The sequence below is a fragment of the Brevibacillus sp. HB1.1 genome, from assembly GCF_013332445.1.
In the GTDB taxonomy this organism is placed as follows: Bacteria; Bacillota; Bacilli; order Brevibacillales; family Brevibacillaceae; genus Brevibacillus; species Brevibacillus porteri.
This window is the reverse complement of the sequence record NZ_JABMIV010000015.1, coordinates 81239-106807: the sequence shown is the minus strand read 5'-3', so window position 1 is coordinate 106807 and position 25569 is coordinate 81239. Positions and strand designations below refer to the sequence as shown.

Below are 25569 nucleotides of genomic sequence, written 5' to 3'. Positions count from 1 at the left end.
GGGCACGGGGACTCCAACTAATCCAGGCACAGGGACTCCTGTACCAGTACCTGAACCAGTTCCCGTCCCTCTCCCAGAACCCGACCCCGACGCCAACATCATCAAAGACAGCATCATCACCAGCGTAGTCATGAAGGACAAGGACGGAAACAACATAGAAGACATCCGCCCGGATCAGGGCTCGCGTGTTCAAGTTGATTTCACTTGGCAAATCCCTGCTGGACATCCTTACTCAGAAGGTGCCACCTTTACCTTCCCTCTCCCAGATAAGTTTCGGACCGATCGCAATTTGACCGGAGATCTGAACGGAGGCTACGGCACCTATGAAGTGACAACAGACGGCACCGTCACCTTCACTTTCAGTGATGCCATCAATGACGGCGCAGAGATCAATGACGGAACCTTCTATGTGTGGCGGGAATTCGATGAGAAAAAGTTTGAAGGTGGCACGAGACAGGAGATCGATTTCAAATTCGATGGCATCGCTCCGATCTCTGTCCATTTCAAAGGCAAAAACAACAATGAAATCGACAAGAACGGGAAAGCAAACAAGGGCATGAATCCTAGCTATCTCGACTGGACCGTCGATTTTAACCAAAGTGAAAATCCGATAAAAGGCGCTATCTTTACGGATGAGCTTCCAAGCGGTCTGGATATCGACATGAGCTCGATTAAGGTCTTCCCATTGGAAGTTCAGTTGAATGGCTCTGTTAATCCAAAGGCTGAGGTAACCACCTTCACTCCTGAGAAATTAACAGAAGGAAACGGGTTCAAAATTAACTTTGGCGACATCGACGGTGCTTATCGCGTCGCGTACAGGACCAACGTCACCGGTACGATAGATACAACCTACACGAATAAAGCCACTGTCACAGGAACGAACCTCCCAAAGGATTTAATCGATTCCGCGAATGTCTCTGTCCGATTCAGCCAGCCTTTGAACAAAAAGGCGATTCACTACGATTACAACAAACAAACGATCACCTGGGCTATTCAGTACAACTACAATGAAAAACTGATCACGCAAAGCGATGCATGGCTCGAGGATCGATTCGATACGAGTCATCAAGAGCTCGTGAGTGGTTCCTTTACCGTTCATAAAATGACCATCGGTGACAACGGAAACGGAACAAAAGACGGGGCTGCCATCACAGAGTACAACGTAACCCCATCGCCTACTGGCTTCCACTTGCAGTTTGACCATGACGTGTCGGCTGCTTACGAAATCACCTACCAAACCAAAGCCAAAAATCGGGTCCACCAAGACAGCTACCTCGTGAAAAATGAAGTAGAGATCTATGATGGAACCAAAAAAGATGCATCCAGAGAGATCAATCAAGCAATCTTCTGGAAGAACGCCAAAAAAGAAAAAGTGAACTACCTGGATAAGACAATCGAATGGACGCTTAGTCTAAACGACGACAATCAGGTGATGGATGAAGTCGTCATTACCGACAGTTATGCAGGTCAAGGGCTAACTCTTCTACCTGACAAAGTAAAGATCAACGATTGGACAAAGGATTTGGAAGAAGGTCCTGACAAAGACTACAGCATCTCTCCGAACTCAACGTACGAAGAAGGATTCAAGATTACCTTCCACAAACCAGTCACAAAAGGTCTAGTCATTACGTACCTGACGAAGTTCGATCCTACTTCCAAGGACCGTCCATCCGTGTACAAAAACAAGGCTGAACTGAATTGGAAGGAAAACGGGAAAGCACAAGACCCTATCACGAAATCCGCTACTGTTAAACCAGACAACTACACCAACAATAACGGCAACAAAACGGGTACATACGACGCCCGCACAAAAGAAATCACGTGGACAATCGATGTGAACTACAACCTTCACAAGATTAACAACGCGATCATCCGGGATTTTTATACCGGAGAACAAACTTTTGTGAAGGACTCGTTAACCATCCATAAGTTGCTGCTCACAGGTGGAGCAGATGGTGTAAAAGTGGTCGAGGGTCCAGTTGTCGCCACCAAATTTGACGAACTGACCAACGGCTTCGAGCTTCATCTCGGTCCCATCGACTCGGCCTATCGCATCACGTACAAAACCAGTTTGGCTAATCTGCCTGTCGGAGAAGTGTACGAAAACAATGCCACTATGCACGATAGTGACACAACAGGCACTCCACTCTATAAAGGCAAGACGACCGTCAGACCGACATACGGTGGGCAATACGTCCTCAAAACAGGCGTACAAGGTACAGGAGCAGATTCAGAGTATGCAACATGGACAGTAAGAATCAATCCGAGCCAGTCTCATATTTCGGCAGGTGCTGTATTGACGGATACCCTGTCCAGCAATCAACTTCTGATGAAAGACTCCTTCAAACTCTTTACGACATCCGTCTCTGAATCCGGTGCTTTGACTATCGGAAAAGAAATGGCCTCCGAGGACTACAAATTAGAAGTAGTCGGCAATACCTTTAAACTGACCTTCAAAAACGATCTGCACACTGCCTACATCCTGGAGTACCGTTCCTTTATCAATGCTGACCATGGAGAGATCATCAAAAACGAGGCCTCTTTTGCAGGGAAAACAGTTGTAGGTAAAGGGAAAGACGGACAAGAAGGTGTCAAAGTCAGCTTGTCCGGTGCTGGTGGCGGAGCCAGCACACCTGGTAAAGGCGACTTGAAAATCGTCAAAACAGACGCAGATACGAAAAAAGCATTGGCAGGCGCCACGTTTGGTCTGTACGACAAGGCAGGGAAAACCTTGCTGGAAACAGTCGTGACCGATGAAAATGGCATGGCCACCTTCAAAGGCTACAAATTTAAAGCGTACAAGCTAAAAGAACTATCCGCTCCTGTTGGCTACGTCATCGCAGACGAGTACAGAAATGGAAAAGACATTACGTTAAAAGCTCCTGCAGGTGCTGACCCAGCTGTTCCAGTTATAATCGAAATAACCATCGACAACAAGCTGCTCCGTCAAGGATTTGAGTTAACCAAAGTTGACGCGGAGAATGCTGGCAAAACACTGGAAGGCGCTGTCTTCAATCTACAGGTTGAAAAGGGCGGAGCATACGAAACAATCGCTGAGCTGACAACCGGTTCTGACGGAAAAGTCTCCAAAGGCGATCTGGCAGAAGGAAACTATCAGTTAGTCGAAACGAAAGCTCCGAAGGGATACAAGCTGGATGCGACTCCTATTTCATTCAAAATCGCCTCCAACCAGACAGAAATTGTGACCCTTACGAAAAAGAACACCAAAAATATCGGGTCCGTTCAATTGCTGAAAGTGGACCACTACACCAAAGAGCCACTTCCTGGCGTAACCTTTGAGCTTCAAGATGCTGACGGGAAAGTACTGCAAAGTGGACTCACAACGGATAAGGACGGTATCCTTCTCCTCGAGAACCTGAAAGCAGGATTCTACCAGCTCGTGGAAACAAAAGCACTTGCTGGTTATGAGCTTGCTGAACCACTGAAATTCGAAGTAACAGATGAAGGCACGACAGCTCTCACGTTGACCAACAGATTGATCCCGGGATCTGTGAAACTGACCAAAATAAGAAAGGGATACCCAAATCATAAGCTCACAGGAGCTGAATTTACGCTCCGCGATGAAAATGGTCAGGTAACCAAAGACAAGAACGGTCAAGAGCTGACAAAGCTGACAACTGATGCAAACGGTGAACTTCTAGTCGAAGGCCTAAATCCTGGCAAGTACGAGTTTATCGAGACGAAGGCTCCTACTGGTTATGTAATAAACAGCAAGCCAATTGCTTTCGAGATTAAACGGAACCAAGTAGTTGGCGAGCATGTGCTTGTTACTGCCGAAAATGACGTAACCTCTGGTGGAGGCGGCGGTGGTGGTGGTGGTGGAGGCGGAAATCCTGAACCAAAACCTGAACCAAAACCTGAACCGAAGCCAGAACCTAAGCCAGAGCCTAAGCCTGAGCCTAAGCCGGAAAAGCCCGAGAAACCGGATAAACCAGACAAACCAGATAAACCAGATAAACCTGGCAACCCAGACCAACCTGGCAAACCAGACCAACCTGGCAACCCAGACCAACCTGGCAACCCAGATCAACCTGGCAATCCAGACCAACCTGACAAACCAGACCAACCTGACAAACCAGACCAACCTGACAAACCAGACCAACCTGGTACTCCTGATGCAAACAACAACACTACGAACCCCAACACTTCGGGAGAGTTGAATCAAACAGGAAATACAACCAAACCGAACGATTCGGGAGCTGCCAATAACTCCAACGTCTTGGAAACCAACAACGAATCTCCAGCTACAGGCAAAGTATTGCCTCAGACGGGAGAACAGGCTAACCCACTCCCTCTCGTTGCAGGTATCGTTTCGATCTTGATCGGTATTTCGATCATGTATCGCAGAAACAAGAAAGCGTAGCTCATCTAAAGGACCAAGTCCAGGGATTTTCCCGGCTTGGTCCTCTTTTTTCCCCTACTCTAGCAATTGCCGGAGAAGCGGTTCACTTTTATACAAAATCTCCAGATGTGTCGCCTCTACGTAATATCGCTCACCTTCGAGTGCGAATACACTGTTTGCCATGACACTCCCATCCCCAGCGTCACTATTGATCGAGCCCACTACTCTTCCATCGACCCATTTATCGGGAGACAGCGAAGGGACTGTTCGCAGGTAATGAATCGTTTCGTGTCCAATGCCAGCTACCAGCGTGACGCGAATATTGCGGGCTGCGATAATCCCCATCGTTGTGTTCAAGTAGTCCATGTATTGATTTTTCACGACCATCTTTTCATAAGGGACGAAGGCTTCTACCCCCTGTTTCTCCAGCAAATAATCGCCATATGCTGCTGACGGGGTAAGATCAAGGAGACTCGGAAAGTGTCTATGAATAGCTTGTATACGATGAAAAGGGATGCTTTGCTCCAAATAGGCTAGATAAACATTCATATATAGCTCCACGACATTTCTTTTGGCCGAAACGGAGCGCGGCAGCTTCCCTCCTGCCCAATAGCTGTAGGCGACAGGCGATCCTGCGTTGGGAGTCGCAAAAATGAGCAACTGATCCACATCGTTTTGATAATATTCGCTTTGGACATAGGCTCTAGCAACAAGGCCCCCCATGCTATGGCAAATGAGATTGACATAAGGGGAACCTGTCGTTTGCTTCGCTCGCTCGATGACAGGCAGCAAAAAGCGCTCTGCTGAAATATCGATCTGCCTTCGCCAATCATAAAAAGCTACAAACAATTGTTCATTGAGGGAGTATCCCATTTTTCCAAGCAAACGGATAAATGGCTCGTAAGCCGTTCGGGCAAACCCGAAGCCCCAGTCACCAGTACCCGGAATAATTTGATCACTCATCGACCCAAAAAGCCCCGGAACAAAAACAATCGGTGCCTTTTGCGCAAGAAAAGAACTCATGCTTGCACTCCTTTCCCTCTCTTTTGTCCCATGACCAGAAGGAAAACAACATATGCTTCTGCCTATGCCAGAGCAGCTTGGGTGGTTCCCTTGTTTCGATCAGTGTCGTCATTTTTTGCCGAAACTTCCCACTGGAGCGTAACAAAGCGATATAATAAAGCGTCAAACGTATTGGCTAATGTTTTAAGCAAATCTATCTTGTCGGAGGATTGGCAAAAATGAAGGTACGCAAGTGGTTTATGCTTTTGCTAATGTTCGTACTATGTATTCCAACGATGGGGATATCCGTGCAGGCCGCGCAGACATCCTCTGGCATCAGCATCTATTTAGACGGGCAACAAATCAAAAGTGACGTCGCTCCGTACATTATTCCAAAAGCAAACGTAACGATGGTCCCTATGCGAGTGATCGGTGAAAATCTGGGAGCCGAAGTAAATTGGGAGCCAAATTCTCAGACCGCAACGATCAGCAAGCAAGATACCTTGTTGTCCATGACGGTTAATCAGAAGAACGCTCTCGTGAACAACAACAGCGTCCCACTTGATTCTTCTGTTCAGAACAAGCAAGGAAGAATCATGGTTCCGCTGCGTTTTGTATCCGAGCAGTTGGGCCTAACGGTAAACTGGGAAGACAAAACCAAAACGATTCGCCTACAAAGCGGCAACGTCGCTACCATGACTCCGCCACCACAGGATGTTCTGAGTGAAACTGGCGGGATGGAACCAAGCACACCTGTCGTGACAAACGGAGATTTGCGCGGGGTATGGATATCGACAGTCTACAACTTGGACTGGCCATCTTCCGGTTCTAACGGAAACCCAGCGAAACAGCAACAAGAATACATACAGCTGCTCGATGAGCTGCAAGCCATGGGAATGAACGCTGTTTTCGTGCAAGTGCGTCCATCTGGAGACGCTCTGTACCCTTCTACACTCACTCCATGGTCGAGATTTTTGACGGGAACCCCAGGGAAAGATCCTGGCTACGACCCGCTTGCCTTTATGGTAGAAGAAACGCATAGACGCGGGATGCAATTCCATGCTTGGTTCAACCCGTTCCGTGCCACTACGGATGCAAAAACAGACCAATTGCCAGCGAATCATGTGATCAAGCAGCACCCTGACTGGATTGTGAATGCCAACAAAAAGTTGTACATCAATCCGGGTATTCCGGCAGCACGTCAGCAAATTATCAATGAAGTAATGGAAGTCGTGCAGCGCTATGAAATCGATGGTGTCCATCTGGATGATTATTTCTATCCTTCCAATGTCGCCTTTGCAGACGATGCAGCATTCAAGGCTTACAACAGCAAGAAAATCGGATCCAAAGCAGACTGGCGCCGCGATAATATCAATCAATTTGTTCAACAATTGAATCAGTCCATCAAGAGCGTCAAGCCTCACGTTCAATTCGGGATCAGTCCATTCGGTGTATGGCGCAACAGCAATGTCGATCCGACCGGCTCCGATACAAAAGCTGGCGTGACTGCTTATGACCACATGTTTGCCGATGTGCGCACATGGATTCAACAAGGCTGGATCGATTATGTGACTCCGCAAATTTATTGGAGCCTTTCCTTCGCCCCTGCCCAATACGACAAGCTCGTTACTTGGTGGGCAAACGAAGTACAAGGGACGAACGTCAAGCTCTACATCGGTCATTCCCCTTACAAGCTGGGAACGGCTGAAGCTGGCTGGCAGAGCGCCCAGGAGATTATCAACCAGTTGAATTACAACGCGATGGTTCCTCAGGTTCAGGGCAGCATTTTCTTTAGTGCCAAGGACTTGCGGAAAAATCCATTAGGTCTGCTCCCAGCTCTTAGCAGTTATTACAACCGCTAAATAAATAGCAAAAACCCCCGAATACTCGTAGCAAAGCATGCTTGCTACCTATGTTTCGGGGTTTTTTCTTCTACGTTAATTTTTCTACAATGAACGTGAGTTGCGCTTCCAATGAGATCGGGTCATTAAAATAGGAGCCTTTCTGATCAATCTGAAAAACCTGGTTATTTTTCACTGCTGACAGGCCCTTCCAAACGTTTGTACCGTATACACTCTCCGGATTGGTATCATCTCCGGACCATGCACTGGTAAAAATGTAGTCTCCCGCAAAGTCCGGCATTGTTTCAAGCGAGACCTCCGCCCAACCGGTATTGCTATCAATGGCTTCTTTTTGTACGGCATTCGGAGCCTTCAACTGGAATTCTCCGTAAAGGATGTCTCCGCCCCTTCCGAAGTTGTGCCCAAACGCATAGATCCCCTTGGCGTATGGCTGCAAAATCGAAACGGTTTTATCTCCTACCGCTGCTTGCACCTTTGGTTTTGCCTCAGCAATTTTCTTGTCCCATTCGGCAATCCACTCATTCGCCTTGTCTTCTCTCCCTGTCATTTTGCCAAACTCCCGCAGTTCTTCGCGGATTGGCTTCTTACCGTATGGAATTACTACCGTTGGAGCTATTTTGGTGAACTCCTCGATATTCTTATCCCCTTCAAACACGATAAGTAAATCAGGATTCATCGCCAGTACTTTTTCTAGCGATGTTCCGTTGCCCACGCTTTCGATACCATCCAGCTTCCCTTTAAAATACGGGTTTTCCATAGCATGGTCCGTGATACCGATAGGCTTGATCCCCAGTGTCAGAAAATGTCCAACATAGCTGTCCGCAAGAACCACAACCCGTTTTGGGTCCTTCGGAATTTTTACTGTGCCATTAAACGCTTGGTAGTTGATATATTCATTGTTACTCTCGTTAACTGAACTTTCCTGCGCAGGCTGAGCAGTTGGATTGGCTGGTGTCTGTCCGCAGGCTGATAACATGCTGATCATGACCATAATAAGGGCTACCATTATGATCTTATCTAAGCCTGATTTTCTCCTTCTCAAAAAGAACCTCTCCTTCAACGGAACTTGAAATTGATAATCATTCTCGTAAATTTTAGCATAAAGAGCTTGCTCTGCCCATCTTTTTCGTTCTCCGAGATACCATTTTCAATCCGTCACAAAAAAATGCCGCGAAGCATGTTCGCGACATTGGTAGCTTTATTTTTTGGCTTATTTCGTTACTTTGTGAAGACCGAACAGCATGAGGACATCATTATCGTTGGTCTCATACTCTTTCACTTCACCTTTAAAGGAAGTTTCTTTGACAATAATCTTGCTGCCTGTCGCATTTGGTTTCATTTCAATCATATGTGAAGATAGATTAAGATCATCTGCCGTTATACCTAACTTCTCGGAGAGATCTTTAACCGTAGCCTTGTGCTCACCTAGTTGACTGTCTTTAATGGTTACTGCCTGGCCATCCTTAGAAAAAACGAATGCAATCGTCAGGTCTAGGTTACTTTTTTCCGCAACGTTTGCTTTTGCATCTGCTGTTGTGGTTGCATACGGTATAACAGTACCAATCACCCCAGTAAGTAATAAAGCTGATGCAGTTGTCATCCATTTCTTTTTCATTGGTCTCGCTCCTTTTCATTTCTTTTTTTGTGTGCAAGTAAATCTCTTACTTGCTACATATAGGGTAAGAGGAAATGTTAAAAAAAATTGTGGGGTAAAACTAAAGTTTTCCTTAATTCATCGTGCATCACTCGGATCCGTTGGGTCTACTCCAAGCTTTGACCAGTTATTCGATAACCCATAAGGAAAACCCCCGAATCAGTAGCAGAGTTCGGGGGTTTCTATTTGTGAAGAAAGAGCTATTTGTTTTTCGGGACAACAGCATCGACGAACTGGCTGATAGTATCCTTGTTCAATTTGTCTCCGTCTGTTGATACTTCGTACTGTACTTTTTTACCCGAAGCCTCTGTTACCCAAACAATTTTTTTATTTACCTGGTCTTTCCTCGCTTCTTCTGTATAAAGCACTTCAATTTTGCCTACTTTTATTACCTCTTTTTTCTGATTATCCAGGTCAACTACATACGTTGTGCTGCCCTCAACATCTTCGTAATTGGTGATGCTGAAATTTAAATAGCTTCCCTCTGAATCCTTGTATGTCGCATACATATAATCCAGCTCATTGGTCCATTCCAAGGGCTGCATGACGAATTCTTTCTTTTCCTTTTCGGCCTGTTTATACAAAGCCTCTTTGTCATACTGGTTTTTGATATCATTCGCCAATTGAGCATCTAAGAAGGTAAAGCCTCCTGGCAATGTCTTTGGTACAACGATTCCTTCTCCCACTTTCTTTTGAACATCAGTCAGGGCGGTATACGAGAACGGGGTTGATACCGTGAAAACAAGCTTTTTCGGATTGTTTGCAACGATATACAGTGCTGCTGCAGTCCCCGGCTCCAGAGAATCCTCGATTTCCCAGCGTTTATTGTATAAGGTATCCGTTTCAGGATCGAGCTCTTTCACAATTTTCGATTTACCTTCATATTGCGATATATCCTTCTCCTGATACAGAACCTCGCCCTTCTCATTCTTCAACTGATAGTACTGGACAGCGGCATAGCCCGTTGTGAGGCTCGCGATCAAACCAATAGCGACTAATATGCTTACCTTGTACTTCACAAAAAATCTCTCCTTCTCTCTTTTGATTTTTGTCATCACTTGATGGCTAATGTCAATCTCCTGCGGGATGCGCGGGTCGTTGAACAGGTCCTTAATATTCTCGTGCGATTTGTTTGGTCTCATCGTGAGTTGACCCTCCCTTCCCTAAAGGAGAATAAGCGGATCGGAACTTCGATGCCGTACGCTCGAATTTTTTGCGCAGACTCGCAGCGTTTTTGTTCATGATCAAGGAAATTTCCTCGTACGTCTTTTCTTCCACGCCTCGCAGTAAGAGAAGCGTTCTTTCCTCTACGGAGAGTGTCTGCATGGCAAGAAATACATCCTCACTGAAATAAACATTCTCAATATGCCGCTCGATGTCTGATTCAGACTCTTTGTCCTGCATCAAAAATGGCAACATCTTTGTCCATTTCCTTTTTCTGATGAGATCGATGCAATGGTGATAGGCTATTTTATAAAGCCAAGCTGCAAAGGGCATGGTTGGACTGTATTTTTTCAAGTTGCGATAAGCCTTGAAGAAGACCTCCTGTGTGGCGTCTTCCGCTTCGCATCGATTCCCCAAGATGTGATAGCAGTAGTGAAATATGGGGGTTTGGTAGCTTTTCATGATGGCAGCGTAGCGGTCATCCGCTCCCTGAATGATCTCATCCACGAGTTCTTCTATCTGTTTCGTGTCCACTCTCTCCCTCCTTCCAACTGGTATAACGTACCACATCACCCTGTATGTGACATCGCGCACAAAAAAATGTCGCGAAGCATGTTCGCGACATTGGTGGAAAGCCTTATTTTTTGCCGAGCTCCGGCTTGTCTTGGTAAAAGAAATTCGGCGTATGGATTGTGTTGTCGTATAGACTGTGGAAAATGTGTGTGGCTGTTCCGGAGATCGGAGGAACCAGCCATGTCCAGTCACCCGTAACGGCTCGACCACATTTCTCTTCTCTTTCCTCAAATCGCTTGAATTGCTGGCTCGCCGTATGGTGATCGACAATCGATACTCCTTTTTCCTTGAAGGAGTGCAAGACGGCAACATTCAGCTCGATGAGCGCTTTGTCTCTCCAAAGTGTCACTTCCCTGCTCGTATCGAGCCCCATGACCTCTGCGACCTTTGGCAGCATGTTATATCGCTCTTGGTCAGCGAAATTGCGTGCACCGATCTCCGTTCCCATGTACCAGCCGTTAAATGGAGCGGCCAAATAGTCGATACCGCCAATCTCCATGCGCATATTCGAAACAATAGGAACCCCATACCATTGCAATTCCATATCAGCAAAGCCCGGCAAATCTGGATGCACGATCGGCACCTCCAAGACCAGCTCCTGAGGAATCTCAAAAAACTGCGGCGTCCGATCTCCAATTTGCACGACAAGCGGCAAAACGTCGTAGTTTGTGCCTTTTCCTTGCCATCCAAGGCTCTTACATAGCTTCGTCAACGAAAGCGAAATCGGGTCACCCAGTACGCCGTACTCTGTCTCGTATCCCGCATAGCGAATCAGTTGGTCATTCCAGATGCGCATGGGAGCTCTGCCTGCTACAGCAGGTGCAAAAACGGTGATGGTCGGGCGAATTTTCCCGTCATTGGTGGCAAAGTCGATGTGTCGGAGCATGGCCTGCGCCATCTCTTCTTCAGTTTCGACGTGCCGCTCATCTATCACAAGTAATGATTCCCAAAAGAATCGCCCAATACATCGATTGCTGTTGCGCCAGGCCATTTTTGCTCCGTGACGCAGCTCCTCTGCTGTATGCTCATAGTATCCCTGCTGTTCGATCATCTGTCGTACTTCTTGCAGCCGTTGCTCGGTTTCTTCCGTTGTCTTGTCCAGTTCGCGATAGCATGTTCGGATAAATTGCTCTGCCGTTTCCATTAGTTGAATTGGTTCCATATTACCCTCTTTTCCCGCTGAAAGGCGGTTCATGGTCCTGAAAAAATATGTACCTTCATTATAAATTTACCGGAACTCTATTACCAATCCCTGTAGGCATTTGGACACATATCTGTAAGAATCATTGGCTGACGTGGTTACTACGCACGATGAATAAGCAGCTTGAAAAATCCCGCAATCGACACTGCTACTTGCTATATTACGAAAATTTAGCAATAGTAAATACCCTAACGAAAATAAAAAAGAGCGCCTTAGCGCCCTTCTTAAACCGATAAGATTTTTCCGGCGATCTCTTTCGCCTTGTTTTCGTTGTGACGACGAACCCGTCCAGATAAAAGGAATAGTTCTACAATAGAAATAATAAGAGGAATGTACGTCCAGCAGAAAAGGGTATAAACAATTCCGAGGCCTACGCGATTCATATAATATTGATGGGCTCCCAGCCCCCCAAGGAACAGACAGAGGAGAATAGCTGTCGTGGAGTTTTTCTGGACTTTGCCGTACTCGGACTGGAAAATCAGTTTTTGATCCATTGTCATGTTTTTCTGGATGAGGATTGTATCCATAATGTAAAATTTCTCCCTCATGCTATATGAAATGTAAAAATTTAATAATGCAATAATACTACCCCTTTTATTACCTGTAAAGGAAAAAAGAGTAGCAATAGGCTACCCTTTTGGTGTGCTTTCTACTTCTGATAGGGATTTAGTAAAGAGATCGGCGGAAGTAATTCTTGCGCGACTTGCGCCATTACCATAGTGAAACGGAAAAGCCCATGTTCGCCGATAATCGCGAGGCGCGTAAAGATTTATTACATACAAAAAAGACAGGTGCTTTCACACCTGCCCTTTCTCCTAAACAGTCATATGGTTCCACATCTCCGACTTACTCAACGAAACAGCATCTGCTCCACCCTTCAACGCTTCGTTGACCTGCTCCATATTCCAGATCAACCCGCCCAAAATAATCGGCTGCGGCAAATGCTCCTTTATATACGAAATAATAGACGGCGCTATCCCCGGCATGATTTCAATCGCATCCGGCTGGTTTTCCAAGACGTTTTTGATGGTCGTCGTGAGAGAGGTCGAATCGATCAAAAAGACTCGCTGGATCGTCAGCATCCCTTCCTTTTTGGCCGCGCGAATCATCGGTCCTTTGGTAGTGACAATGCCCGTTGGTTGGATATAGGTGGACAAGAAACGAAAAGCCTCTTTGTCATTGGACAGGCCATTCATGAGGTCTGTGTGCAAAAAAATCGGCTTGCTCGACTGACGGATGGTTTCAGCTTCCTCCATCAGCTTGGTCAGCTTTCCGTACATCAACAGGATCGCGCAAGCTCGAGACGCCATCGCCTCTCCCAAGCGATCCTGTTCGGTTGCCGCAATAACCGGATTCGTATTCAAAATCGTTTTCATGTCCATGTTATTCGCCTCCTTCCCTCAGTAGCCGTTCCACACTTACCTCAGCGCAGCCAAGTTGCTTTGTCTCTACAACCCAATGACCCGCGAATCCGTTTTCTTTCAGAAGTGACAGGATCGAAGCAAACGGGATCGTTCCATCGCCTATCGCCAAATGATCGTCGAGCTTGCCAAAGTTATCACTCAGGTGAAGAGCGGACAAATGAGGGAGCACCTCCTGCAATGCATCGATTGCATATCCCGGACGAATCAAATGGGCATGACCTACGTCGTACACGATCCCTACGCGAGAGGATTGTACGTGACGGCATATACGCACGAGATCCTCGACGTTCCACCCCAGCACTTTTGGATAAGGGGGAACATTCTCGACCGTCAGTATGGTTCTACTCTCTGCGGACAGCTCGGTGGTCAACACGTGGAGTGCCTGACTCACATTTTCCACACCTCTGGCACGCTCTGTTTCCGCAAGTCGGTCTTCTACTTCCCCCGCATGCATCACAACATGGGTGCAGTCGAGAAAGCTGGCAATCTCCAGGCAGCGCTTCATCGTGTCCATTGTTTGCTCCCGAGTTGGTCCTGAGTCCGCCGCCAGATTGCAGCCGCTAATCGGCGCATGAATCGACCAGGCAATCCCTCTCTCGTTTCCCTGCTGCTTCAACTTTTTCAACTGCTCCCAGGACCAGTCCAAGAGGTCGGCATGATTCACTTCACACATTATCTCGATGGCCTTCCAATCATGGTGCAAAAGCTGAACAATAGCATCACGCAAGGACAGATCAAATAACGCATAGGTGGATACGGCAAACGAGCTTTTGTCTCTCATCATTCATGACCCTCCCTCTTATTTCACGCCGGAGTGGATGAAGCTGTTGATAAACTGCCGCTGGAACAGCAAAAATGCCAGCAACAACGGAAAAATTACCATGACAGTCGCTGCACTTACCTCGGCCCACTGCGCCCCTGTCTCAAACGATTGGGCAAAAATCGCCAGACCGACCGTCAACGGGCGATTTTCCACGGAATTCGTAATAATCAGTGGCCACATGAAGTTGTTCCAATGGTAGCTGACCGAGACCAAGCCAAACGCAATGTAGGTCGGCTTCGCTAACGGAACGTACACCCGCCACAAAATCTGGAACCAGGAGCAGCCCTCCATCCGTGCCGCCTCCTCTAGCTCGTGCGGGATTGTCTTGAAGGTTTGTCTCAACAGAAAAACCCCGAAGGCAGAAGCGAAGTACGGCAGCATAATGCCGATTTTGGTATCCAGCAAAGACAAGTCACGCAGGACATTATAGTTGGGGAAAATCAAGATATCTGCCGGGACCATGAGCTGGACCAGGAACAGGACAAACAGCACATCCTTTCCCCAAAATTGCAGCTTCGCAAAGGTATAGGCCGCCAGTGTAGCTGTGATCATTTGTGCCACCAAAATACCCGTCACGATCAAAAAGGTATTGATGTAGTACTGGTCAAAGGGCGCTGCATCCCACACCTTCGCAAAGTTATCGAGTGTAAAATCTGCACGGAGCGACCACGAAGTCGCCAGCTCCCTCGGGCGAAAGGAAGTCCAGACCGCCCAGAGCAAAGGAAACAACCAGAGAACGGCCAAGCCGTACATTCCAACTGTTGTGATTTTGCGAAGCATCTGCCATCCCCCTTTAGTTGTAATGAATCTTTTTATCCATACCAAAAAACTGAAAAGCAGCGACTAACAGCAGCAGCACGACCATGACAATCGTCAATGCCGAAGCCATTCCTTGATCCCAGAAAGAAAACGCTGTCTCGTATATGTAGTACAGCAAGAGATTGCTGGCATTATCCGGCCCGCCTTTGGTCATGATCACCAAATGGTCTACCAGCTTGAAAGAGTTAGTGAAGGCGATAATACTGACAAACATCGTCGTTGGCATAAGCAGTGGAAAGGTGATGCGGCGAAAAACCGTCCACGACGATGCCCCTTCCATGGAGGCGGATTCGTATAGCTCCTGTGAAATGTTTTGCAGCCCCGCCAAATAAAAGATCATGAAATAGCCAGCTTCCTTCCAAATGACCATGAAGATCATCGCCCACATCACATTTTTCTGATCGCCGAGCCAGTTCATGTCGCCTTTTCCGAACCACTCCATCACATGACTAAGCGCTCCGTACTCCGGTGTGTAAATAAACAGCCAGATGTTCGCCACTGCAATCATCGGAACAACTGTCGGGTAAAAATAAGCCGTGCGGATAAAGCTCTTCCCTCGTATTGCCTTGTTGGCGAACAGAGCCATAGCTAGCGCGAGAGCCACACTCGTCGGCACCGTTCCGATGGCAAACCAGATATTATTGGTCAGCACCTTCCAAAACACTTCATCTTCCACCATTTGTTTATAATTATCTATCCCGTTAAAAAACGGCTCTGGAGAACCCAGATCCGCTTGATGAAAACTGAGTATGAACGTTTGTATAACCGGATAGAAGGTAAACAGTAGCAGGAAGATGAGGGAGGGAAGGAGCAAGAGCCAGGCGTACATGTTCACTTTCCATTTTGCGCGTAGTTCCCCCATTGTCGCTCCCCCATTGCCTTGCTTGATTTATTTGTTGAACGGCGCCAGCATCTTGTCCGCTTCTTCCTGCGCTTTTTTCAATGCTTCCGCAGGCTCGGATTGACCAGTGATCACAGATTGCAGCGTGTCGTTCAAGAGCTTTGTCACTTTGCCGTTATTGTGCGTGGACAGCTCAGCATGTCCGTATTCCAGCTGGTCGCGAGCCACTGCTGCCGCCGGGAAGTCCTTAACGTATTGCTTCATACTCTCTTCTGCGTAAGCAGATTTGCGTGTAGCAACATATCCCGTATCGACGCTCCACTGAGCAGCGCGCTTAGGCTCGGTCATAAAGCGAATGAACTTCCATGCCGCTTCCTGTTTCTTTGCATCCGTTCCCTTGAACATGTAGAAGTTGCCGCCCCCTGTCGGGCTGCCGTAGTTCTTTTTCGCTGGCAAAAATGCTACGCCAAAATCAAACTTCGCGCTTTTCTTCACGTTCGTCAGGTTCCCTGTCGTATGGAACATCATCGCCGTTTTGCCTTCCAAGAAATCAGAAGGTACAGTCGCCCACTCGTTGACACCTTCAGGCATCACTTGATGCTTTTTGGACAAATCTACCCAAAATTGCAGGGCTTCTACATTTTCTGGCGTATCAAAAAACACTTTTTTCCCATCTTCGGACATCAAGTTCTTGCCGTTTTGCAAGGCCAGCGCTTGGAACATCCAATACGTAAAGCTCGAGGAAGGAATCTCGACGCCGTAGCGTCCGTCCTTTTTCAATTTGGCAGCGTACTGAACCAGCTCGTCCCAGGATGTCGGCGGTTTTTCCGGATCAAGCCCGACTTCCTTGAACGCGTCCTTGTTGTAATAGAGCACGATGGTGCTGCGTTGGAATGGAATGCTGTATGTCTTGCCGTCTACTTGGGAATTCGCCAAAAAGCCCGGGAAGAAATCATTCACGTATTCGCTACCGCCATCCTTGGCAATGAAGTCGTCCAACGGCAGGATGGCATCCATGTCCATCATCGTATGCAGCTCCGTTGAGAGCATCACCGCTACGTCTGGAGGAGTCTTGCCCTGCACAGCTGCTTGTACCTTTGTCGTCGTATCTTGATAGCTGCCCGTATAGACTGGCTTGACTGTGATATCTGGATTTTCTTTGTTAAACTCCTCTGCCATACCGTCCACGATCTTGGTCAAAGGACCGCCAACCGCAACCGGATAATAGAAGGACAGCTCTGTTTTGCCTGACGAATTGGCTCCTTGCGCCGCATTGTTTGTGGACGAAGAATTGCCACTGGAGCAACCCGTGATCAGACTCATACTCATAACGACCGCAAACAAGCTTTTGACGACTTTACGCATCGCAGTACCTCTCCCTTTTCTTTTCTTAATTGGTCGTAACCGCTAGATTTTTTCCGGTTTCTCCATCAAACACGTTCACCTGAGCTGGATCAAAACGAACATGCATGGTTTCGCCTCTTTTACAGTGCCATTGCCCGTTCCATTTGGCCTTCCACAGCTTGTCTCCCACGGTGAATTCCACAATGGTCTCAGAACCGAGAATCTCTACTCCCTGCACGGTGACAGGAAGCTGGCAGGAAGCATCCATAGTTTGCCCTTCAAGGGCGGGCTGCAGTGACTCTGGACGCAGACCAAGAACGACCGGGGTCTGGTCCTTGATACCGTGAAACATAGGAAGCGGCAAAAAGCGCTGGCCTGCTAGCTCAATTCCTGCTTGATCTGCCCGCCAAATGGCAGGTACCGTATTCATCGGGGGTGCCCCCGTAAACTCCGCCACGAACAAATTCGCTGGATGGTTGTAGACGTCGAGCGGTTTTCCGACTTGCTGAACCTCGCCGTCACGCAGGACCATCATGCGGTCTGCCATTGTCATCGCTTCCACCTGATCGTGCGTAACGTAAATCATCGTGATGCCCAGCTCTTGCTGCAAGCGACGGATTTCCGTGCGCATGTGTCCACGCAGCTTGGCATCCAGATTGGACAACGGCTCGTCCATCAGGCAGATAGGGTGCTGACTGACGATGGCCCGTCCGAGTGCTACGCGCTGTCTTTGTCCCCCGGATAATTCCTTTGGCTTGCGCTGCAAAAGATGCGCGATGCCCAACATCTCCGCTACACGCTCTAACCGCTTGCCCTGCTCTGCTTTGTCTACTTTTCGAACCTGTAAACCAAACAAAATATTATCTTTTACCGTCAAATGCGGATAAAGTGCGTAATTTTGAAAGACCATGGAGATGTTTCGCCCGCTCGGAGGGACTTGATTCATCGGCTTGCCGCCAATCAACAACTCTCCCGTGCTGATCTCCTCCAGCCCGGCAATCATGCGCAATGTGGTTGATTTCCCACAACCAGAAGGCCCTACCAGTACGAAAAATTCTCCTGGCAGAATACGAGTGCTCACTTCATTGACTACCTTCTGACTCCCATACATCTTGGAAATGCGCCGCAATTCCACTTCAGCCACGACTTTCCCCCCTGAACCTCTCGCTGTTTTTTACGTATCACTCGACTATAACAATTGCTTACTAAGGTAATATTTGGGTATTGTAAAGTTTTTGCGCATAATCCGTAATAATTCCCCCGACTCCCGCCTCGGTTGCCCGCTTCATATCTGCTTCCTCGTTAACGGTATACACGGTCAAAATGATTCCCCGATGCTTGGCGAATCGGATTAGCTCTGGCGTGACAATCTGATGGTTGATATAGTATTGGGCATTCAATTGAACCGCGTCTGTTATCTGCTTTTCGGCATACTGTTCCAGCTGTTCCTTTGGCTTGGTCCCGCTCAAGGTAAAGCCTAGTCCCAATTCCGGATTGAGCTTGGCGAAACGCTCCAATACTTCTGAGCTGAAGCTGCTGACAATCACATCTTCAACCATGTCGTGCTCCTTGATGGCCTTTGCCATTTCTTTTTCGTACCCAATCCCCTTTGCTTCCAGAATGACCACCGCTTTGCCCTTGGCCGCTTCCAGCAATTCATCCATGGTAGGAATGACAGCATCGGTAATCTCAGGCTGGTACCAGGAAGGATTGGCTGGATCGAGCTTGTTAGCGTTCAATTCACGCAGTTCCTTCAGCGTGAAATCCTTTACCTTTCCTGTCCCGTTGGTGGTACGCTCCAGATCAAAATCGTGGATCAGAACAAGGTGGCCATCCTTTGTTTTGTGGACGTCTGTCTCGATGATCTCCACACCCAGCTCCATCGCTTCTTCAAAGGCGTACATCGTGTTTTCCGGCTTTAAGGAAGGGATACCTCGATGTGCCATGACCATCGGAGGTTGCGTGATGCTTTTCTCTGGGTATGCAGCAAGCAGCTCATGCACCTCTTTTGGATCGTGTGAGACAACCCCCGCCACACCCATCTCGATCATTTCACTCGCTTGGCTATTGTTGGCCCGATCGATTCCCCACACAGACAACCCGCGATTGCGGAAGTAGCGAATGACATCCTCCGTCATCGCCGTTTGCGAGAGAACGATCACATTGGAACGACTGCTTCTGGCTGAGCGTACGAGCTCCTTTTGCTTCTTTTCGTTCAGCTTGCCGTCGATATACACGAGGGCACCACGGTATTCATTGTTTTTCTCCCGCATCTCTTGGACGATTTCCGGTCGGGAAGACACAATGTGCACATCAGAGAGGTCCTCTTTCTGGAGCAGGCGATCGACCTCGCCTAGCAATTTCTTGTCCTCGATATGAATCACTGGGATCGCCTTGCCCTTGATCTGGTCCAGTACCTCGTCCAGCGATGTGCCGTCCTGGGTGACGACTCCGTTCTTCCCGGATTTTTTCACCGGTATAAAAATGGAAGACGCTTCGGCATCCAGAATCGTATCGATCTCGGACTTCTTGTCGTACATGGCAATCACCGTTGGCGGTAGGACAATTCCCGTCTTGGGTTCAGGGACAATCAGCACGTCGTCTTTCAGATCAGAGACCGGAATCTTGTCTTTTTGGGCATTCGGTCCGAACAACAACTCACCAGGAGTCGGCTTGGGTTGATCGACAAAATCTCTGGACGCATCATTCGTATCCTTTTCCGTCAGGCGTTCCATCGAGTGCCCACCAGCGACTCCCGGATGAGAGGTGACTCCCGGAACCTTCGCATCCATATAAGCCATCGAATCCACCGTATTGTACTCAGGGTCCATCAGAATGACATGGTCGCCGCCATTCGCCAAATAAATGCTGCCTGTCGCCCAATCCGTCGGCAATAGCTCAGGGACGTCCTCCATGGAGTCGAACAATTCAAAATCAGGCGTGACGCCATGGCGTTCCACGATTCCGTCTGCATAGCGGGAAATGACAATCGTCTGGTAAGGCTCAATCATGGTGCCTTCCGGAAACGCATGCATGCCTTCGTTTCCTCCACGCTTTTCCTCGTCGCCTATCATGTATCCACTCAAATCAATCGGATCGTTGGAGATATTGGTGATTTCGATAAACTCGCCTGTGCTTTCATCAAAAAGGGGATCATTGACAACCTCTGTGATGAGCAAGGTTTTGCTCACCGCACTTTGCGCCATCGCGGGCATACTGCCTGTCACCAGACTTGCTGCCATTAGTGACCACAACCACTTTTTGCTGCTCTTTCCCAACTCCATCTCCCTTACCTCCTCGTTTTCCTACTCGACTTGCCCCATGGCTTCCATCGTCGGAAGGATGTAATCTGGCTGAATCTCTGTGGCTTCTAGTTCGCGACTGGTCGTCACACCTGTCATAACGAGCGCTGTTTTCATACCGCTGTTTTTCCCGAGTAAAATGTCTGTTTCCAAACGGTCGCCCACCATGACGCATCTTTCTGGCTGCACTTGAAGCTGTTGTAAAACCTGCTCGGCGTAGTACCGGGACGGCTTGCCAGTCATCGCCCAGACAGAGGCTCCACCTGCCGTTTCAATCGCTCTCGCCAACGGCCATGTATCAGGAATGGCACCCCCTGGCACCGGACATAACGGATCGGGGTTCGCTACGATCAGGTAGGCTCCATTTCGCACAGCGTCAGCAGCTTGTTGCAGCTTTTCATACGTAAATGCGCGGTCCATTCCGACCAATACGTGCGTAGCTTCCTCCGCATCTTGCACCTGCTTTATATGAAAGCTCGCAATCTCTTCCTCCAAGGCAGGCTCCCCAACGATCAGGACACGCGCTTGCTCCGCATTCTCTTGGAGATACAATCCCGCCGCATAGGCAGCCGTCATGATTTCTTCCCGCCGGGCAGCCAATCCGAGCTTCTGGAGGCGAGTCTGACAAGCTGTTCTTGTTTGTACCGTCGTATTGGTCAAAAACATGATTTTTTTCTGCTTCTCCCGCAGCGCGGCAAGTGTCTTTTCCACCCCAGGAAGCAATTCATTCCCGAGAAAAATCGTTCCATCCAAATCAAAAAAATACGCATCGTACCTATCTGTATCTAGCAAATCCTCTGCTCGCTCCTTTCATTCGAAAACACAAAAAGCCCTCATACACGGCAATAGCACAAAGAAACAAACCGAACGAACGGTCTTTTTCGAATCTATTGCTGTATGAGGGCTTTCTCCACGTCTCGACCCACTTACAGACGTTATTTATTTGGTTGATAGCTCGATCATAACAAGTCTTTGTTAAGGGATTGTTGAGCTACTTTTGGTTTTATGTGAACAACGCCAAAACTAACCAGTGATCGTTACACAAAAAAAGATTGCAAACTGTCTAAGAAAGAGTAAAATTCTTTGTGGATGATAATGATATTCATTATCGACATATAATCATATAATTATGCACTCATATTAGATGAAGGGATGTCTTTTCATGATTCAAAAATGGAGTTATCCACTCGCCGCAGTTGTTCTCGGCTCCTCCTTGCTCGCTGCTTGTGGAAACGCACAAACACAAACCGAAGAGAAAAAACCAGAAGCCACTCAGCCTGACAAGCCTGCCGCTGCTGAACAGTCCGCGACAGCGAGCACTGCTTCTGCTCCTTCTCCTGAGCTGCAAGCCTCTATTGATCAATACCGTAAATGGGTCGTTGACCAAACCGACCAATTCGTAAAAGCAACAGAGAGCTTCACCACCGCCGTTAAAGCAGGCGATATGGAAAAAGCGAAAAAGGAATACGCTCCAGCCCGTGCTTACTTTGAGAAAATCGAACCGATTGCTGAATCTCTCGGCGATTTTGACCCGTGGATCGATGCCCGCGAAGGCGATGTGCCTGATAACGAATGGCGCGGTTATCACAAATTAGAGAAAGCACTTTGGGAAACCAAATCGGTCGCTGACCAAGGAAAAGTGGCGGATCAACTGCTGCAAGATGTGAAGCAGCTCCGCGTGAAGGTAGAGAGTGTCGAAATCGATGTGCCTATGCTGGTAACGGGGGCGGTTGAGCTCTTGAACGAGGTATCGACGAGCAAGGTGACTGGTGAGGAAGAACGCTATTCCCATACGGACTTGTACGATTTCGCTGCGAACGTGGAAGGCGCTCACGAAATTTACAAAGTATTGAAGCCTGCTGTTACGGCTAAAGACTCTGCTCTTGCAAATGAAATTGAAGCCCGCTTCGCTGATTTGGATAAAGCACTCGCACCATACCGCAAAGGCGACGGCTATGTGCTGTACACCGAGTTGAAGCCAGACCAGGTGAAAAAGCTGAGTCAGTCCCTCGATGCATTGGCTGAACCATTGTCCAAAATGGGTACGATCGTAGGAGGCTAACAAGATGAATGACAAGCATCTCGCAAACACCACAGCGAACAAATTCACACGTCGAGAAGCTTTGAAGTTGGCGGGTGTCGGAGGGATTGGACTGCTGTTGGGGGCGACTGGGGTCAATAGCCTTTTGCCCTCTACTCCTAAAAATGAGCAGACAAGTGCCGCTCCGACCGGTGCAGATGAGGTCATTCCCTTTTATGGCAAGCATCAGTCCGGGATCATTACACCTATGCAGGATTTTATCTGCATGGGTGCTTTTGATTTGACGACGACCTCGCTAGGGGATGTCCGCAAGCTGTTTCAAAGCTGGACGCAGGCAGCAGCAAGCATGACTGCCGGCAAAAACGTCGATGAGGAGAGCGATAACGCCCTTCTTCCTCCTGTCGACACGGGAGAAGCCATGGGCCTGCGCCCAATGAAATTGACGATCACATTTGGGCTTGGCGCTTCTTTCTTTGACGAGCGCTTCGGTCTTGCAGCCAAACGCCCTGCTCCCTTGGTCGATTTGCCTCGCTTCAACAGCGATGAAATGCGAAAAGAATGGTCGGGTGGCGATATTGTCGTGCAGGTCTGTGCCAACGATCCACAGGTCGCCTTCCATGCCCTGCGGAACTTGGCCCGGATCGCTCGAGGAAAAGCTGTCCTCCATTGGCTACAAGAAGGCTTCCAGCGTACCAGCACATCCGACCCGACTGGCTCTACACCACGAAATCTGATGGGCTTCAGGGATGGCACGAACAATCCGCAGGTGAACGATCCCGCTACCGCAAATGAAATCGTCTGGGCTCACACTGCTGAAAGTCCTGCGTGGATGGCAGGCGGAAGCTACATGGTCATGCGTCGAATCCGCATGCGGATCGAGGTGTGGGATCGCTCCTCCCTCACCGATCAGGAGAATACATTTGGTCGTCACCGTTTAACCGGAGCTCCTCTTGGCAAAGCAAATGAGTTCGACGAGCTGGATCTGGATCGCAAGGATGCCAAGGGCAAACCCGTTGTTCCTGTGGATTCCCACGTCGCGTTGGCCCATATGGAGGGCAAGGTGAAAATTCTCCGGCGCGGTTACTCTTATTCGAGTGGAATGGATCTCAAGACTGGTCAGCTCGATGCTGGGCTTTTGTTCATTTGCTTCAATCGTGATCCGCGCAAGCAATTCATACCGATGCAACAAAAGCTCGCATCCGTTGACCTGCTCAATGAATATATCACCCATGTCGGCAGTGGTTTGTACGCCTGTCTACCTGGTGCAAGTGAGGGCGGATACATCGGGGACACGCTGTTTTAACCAACTATCTGGGATGGAGTGAACACCTTGAAACGCTATCTGTTTATCATTTGTACCTGCATGCTGCTATGGACATCTGCTCTGTCAGCCGCTGTAGCCGCGCCCCTGGTGCCAGAGCAGCTCAAGCAAATGATCGCCCTTTCCAGCGATGCCTTGATTAGCAGTGGCGATAACAATTGGGAAGAAGTAACCAAAGCGATCAGCAGTATGAAGAGCATCTGGGAGGGCAATTCGGAAGAAACCTCCGCAGATGCACAAGCATTGACGCAAGCAATCGCGGAAGCAGAGCAAGCCCTTGCCCAAACGAAGGCGAATCCTGACACCGCAAAAGCAGCCATCTCCAATCTGGCAAAAGCAACGGATCGATACGTCTCGTCCCAAGAAGAAGGCGGTCAGCCAAAAGAACGCGCACACAAGCAAATCGCGGCATTGCTACCGCTCTTGCAAAACAGCATGACAGCCATCACGGAAGGCGATCTGACGAAAGCCAAGCAATCGTACAACAGCTTCGTCACCGGATGGTACAAGGCAGAGGGTCTTGTTCGGGCGGAAAATGCCACAGTCTACGGGGATATGGAAATCAAAATCAGCGGTGCGCGCATTGCCCTGAACACAGAACCACCCGATCCGAAAAAGAGCGCAGAGAAAGTACAGGCACTCATTACTACGGTGGACAATTATTTGTCAGGAAAAGCAGTCCAACAGACCGCTGCGAATCCTTCTGCTGAGCAGCCGTCCATCTCGTCTCTACTGGAACTCCTTGCATCGGTAGAAACAGATATCGCCAATCAGGATGCAACCGCTGCTTCGGACAAAATGGAGACCTTTATCACCTCTTGGCCCTCTGTTGAAGGCGTAGTCATGACCAAATCGCCTGCTACCTACAGCAGCATCGAAGCCAAGATGGTCGCCATCCCGACACTCATCCTGTCCAATCCCCCGCAATGGGAAAAGGCGACGGCTCATCTTGCAGAAATGAAGACAGAGCTTGCGCCTTTTGCAACAGCATCCTCGTACACGGCTTGGGATGCGGGACTCATCTTGTTCCGCGAAGGACTGGAGGCTATCTTGATCATCGTCTCTCTGCTTACGGTCCTGAACAAGTCAGGCAATGCTGACAAACGCAAATGGATCTGGTCTGGGGCCATTGCCGGGATCGTAGTTTCCGCCATTCTTGCCGTCATCCTCAGTTTCGTTTTCTCCACCCTCTCCACAGGCAACTCGCGAGAAACGATTGAGGGAGTAACCGGACTGATTGCCGTCTTCTTTATGGTGACGATCGGTGCCTGGTTGCATAAGAAGTCCAATTTGCAGGCATGGAATCAATTTGTCGAGAAATCTATCGGCTCTTCTTTGGCAAAAGGAGCTCTGTGGTCACTCTCATTCACGGCCTTTCTCGCTGTTGCCCGCGAAGGGGCTGAAACGATTATCTTTTATATGGGGATGGCCGCTACGATCTCCATGACAGACCTGGCGATCGGTATTTTGAGCGCGCTTGTCGTCTTGGCCGTGATTGGCTTTGCCATCATCAAGCTCAGTGCACGCATTCCGGTCCGTCCGTTCTTTTTTGTAGCCAGCCTATTACTCTACTATATGGCGTTTAAATTCGTCGGCGTCAGCATCCACGCTTTGCAGGTGACGGGAAGCTTATCTGCACACAGCAGCGATTACTTGTTGTACGCGCCGACTCTCGGCATTTACGCGAGCTGGGAAACGACGATCCCGCAATTGATCATACTCGTGATCGTTCTTTTCAACTTATTCCTGTATTCGCGGAAAAAAACAGCCACTCCTATTCCACGGGTGAACTAAAAGAGAGAAAACCTGAAAAACGCAGCTCCTTCATGAGGGCT

Annotated in this window: 20 protein-coding genes; 5 read left to right on the top strand and 15 right to left on the bottom strand. The window is 48.5% G+C overall.

Annotated features, from left to right (window positions below):
* Window positions 1–4384 (top strand): collagen binding domain-containing protein (locus HPY27_RS27280; protein WP_174226432.1); only part of this gene is annotated, 4384 nt, incomplete at its 5' end.
* Between the two features lie 54 nt (window positions 4385–4438).
* Here the strand turns inward: HPY27_RS27280 and HPY27_RS27275 are convergent.
* A complete protein-coding gene (locus HPY27_RS27275; RefSeq protein WP_174226431.1) occupies window positions 4439–5386 on the bottom strand; it encodes a lipase/acyltransferase domain-containing protein in 948 nt (315 codons plus the stop codon).
* A gap of 218 nt (window positions 5387–5604) precedes the next feature.
* Between HPY27_RS27275 and HPY27_RS27270 the strand changes: the two genes are divergently transcribed.
* The gene (locus HPY27_RS27270; RefSeq protein ID WP_174226430.1) at window positions 5605–7227 is read left to right on the top strand and encodes a family 10 glycosylhydrolase; all 1623 of its coding nucleotides are present in this window, start codon (window positions 5605–5607) and stop codon (window positions 7225–7227) included.
* A 70-nt stretch (window positions 7228–7297) separates the two neighbouring features.
* On the opposite strand, the gene HPY27_RS27265 is transcribed toward HPY27_RS27270, so the two are convergent.
* The 14 genes from HPY27_RS27265 to HPY27_RS27200 form a co-directional block, all read right to left on the bottom strand.
* Window positions 7298–8233 carry an iron-hydroxamate ABC transporter substrate-binding protein gene (locus tag HPY27_RS27265; protein WP_069849913.1) on the bottom strand — a complete coding sequence of 312 codons (936 nt, stop codon included), beginning with the start codon at window positions 8231–8233 and terminating at the stop codon, window positions 7298–7300.
* Window positions 8234–8437: 204 nt separating this feature from the next.
* Entirely contained in the window at window positions 8438–8842 is a 405-nt protein-coding gene (locus HPY27_RS27260; protein WP_017246651.1) for a hypothetical protein, read from the bottom strand.
* A 239-nt stretch (window positions 8843–9081) separates the two neighbouring features.
* Window positions 9082–10023 carry a hypothetical protein gene (locus HPY27_RS27255; protein WP_174226429.1) on the bottom strand — a complete coding sequence of 314 codons (942 nt, stop codon included), beginning with the start codon at window positions 10021–10023 and terminating at the stop codon, window positions 9082–9084.
* The gene (locus tag HPY27_RS27250; protein WP_017246653.1) at window positions 9992–10579 is read right to left on the bottom strand and encodes an RNA polymerase sigma factor; all 588 of its coding nucleotides are present in this window, start codon (window positions 10577–10579) and stop codon (window positions 9992–9994) included. The genes HPY27_RS27255 and HPY27_RS27250 overlap by 32 nt, the downstream gene beginning before the upstream one ends.
* Window positions 10580–10682: 103 nt before the next feature.
* Window positions 10683–11780, bottom strand: coding sequence for a nitric oxide synthase oxygenase (locus HPY27_RS27245; protein ID WP_017246654.1), 1098 nt, complete (start codon window positions 11778–11780; stop codon window positions 10683–10685).
* 263 nt (window positions 11781–12043) lie between these two features.
* Window positions 12044–12346 carry an NINE protein gene (locus tag HPY27_RS27240; protein WP_254613002.1) on the bottom strand — a complete coding sequence of 101 codons (303 nt, stop codon included), beginning with the start codon at window positions 12344–12346 and terminating at the stop codon, window positions 12044–12046.
* A 288-nt stretch (window positions 12347–12634) separates the two neighbouring features.
* A complete protein-coding gene (locus HPY27_RS27235; RefSeq protein WP_174226428.1) occupies window positions 12635–13201 on the bottom strand; it encodes a glycerol-3-phosphate responsive antiterminator in 567 nt (188 codons plus the stop codon).
* A 1-nt stretch (window position 13202) separates the two neighbouring features.
* Entirely contained in the window at window positions 13203–14024 is an 822-nt protein-coding gene (locus tag HPY27_RS27230; RefSeq protein WP_174226435.1) for a sugar phosphate isomerase/epimerase family protein, read from the bottom strand.
* A gap of 18 nt (window positions 14025–14042) precedes the next feature.
* Window positions 14043–14846 carry a carbohydrate ABC transporter permease gene (locus tag HPY27_RS27225; RefSeq protein ID WP_174226427.1) on the bottom strand — a complete coding sequence of 268 codons (804 nt, stop codon included), beginning with the start codon at window positions 14844–14846 and terminating at the stop codon, window positions 14043–14045.
* A gap of 13 nt (window positions 14847–14859) precedes the next feature.
* On the bottom strand, window positions 14860–15747 hold the full coding sequence (locus HPY27_RS27220; protein WP_106835451.1) for a carbohydrate ABC transporter permease: 888 nt from the start codon (window positions 15745–15747) through the stop codon (window positions 14860–14862).
* 27 nt (window positions 15748–15774) lie between these two features.
* Window positions 15775–17091, bottom strand: coding sequence for an ABC transporter substrate-binding protein (locus tag HPY27_RS27215; protein ID WP_173623434.1), 1317 nt, complete (start codon window positions 17089–17091; stop codon window positions 15775–15777).
* A 25-nt stretch (window positions 17092–17116) separates the two neighbouring features.
* Window positions 17117–18214, bottom strand: a complete 1098-nt coding sequence (locus tag HPY27_RS27210; protein ID WP_174226426.1) for an ABC transporter ATP-binding protein — start codon at window positions 18212–18214, stop codon at window positions 17117–17119.
* Window positions 18215–18275: 61 nt separating this feature from the next.
* Window positions 18276–20354, bottom strand: a complete 2079-nt coding sequence (locus tag HPY27_RS27205; protein WP_174226425.1) for a glycerophosphodiester phosphodiesterase family protein — start codon at window positions 20352–20354, stop codon at window positions 18276–18278.
* A 21-nt stretch (window positions 20355–20375) separates the two neighbouring features.
* A complete protein-coding gene (locus HPY27_RS27200) occupies window positions 20376–21164 on the bottom strand; it encodes an HAD-IIA family hydrolase (RefSeq protein ID WP_174226424.1) in 789 nt (262 codons plus the stop codon).
* Between the two features lie 370 nt (window positions 21165–21534).
* Between HPY27_RS27200 and efeO the strand changes: the two genes are divergently transcribed.
* The 3 genes from efeO to HPY27_RS27185 are packed head-to-tail and all read left to right on the top strand — an operon-like array spanning window position 21535 to window position 25528.
* Complete coding sequence (efeO, locus tag HPY27_RS27195) at window positions 21535–22434, top strand: iron uptake system protein EfeO (RefSeq protein ID WP_174226423.1); 900 nt, start codon at window positions 21535–21537, stop codon at window positions 22432–22434.
* Between the two features lie 4 nt (window positions 22435–22438).
* Window positions 22439–23716 (top strand): iron uptake transporter deferrochelatase/peroxidase subunit, encoded by a 1278-nt coding sequence (gene efeB, locus HPY27_RS27190; protein ID WP_174226422.1) that lies wholly within the window; start codon window positions 22439–22441, stop codon window positions 23714–23716.
* A gap of 27 nt (window positions 23717–23743) precedes the next feature.
* Window positions 23744–25528, top strand: coding sequence for an FTR1 family iron permease (locus tag HPY27_RS27185; RefSeq protein ID WP_174226421.1), 1785 nt, complete (start codon window positions 23744–23746; stop codon window positions 25526–25528).
* Window positions 25529–25569: the final 41 nt, after the last annotated feature.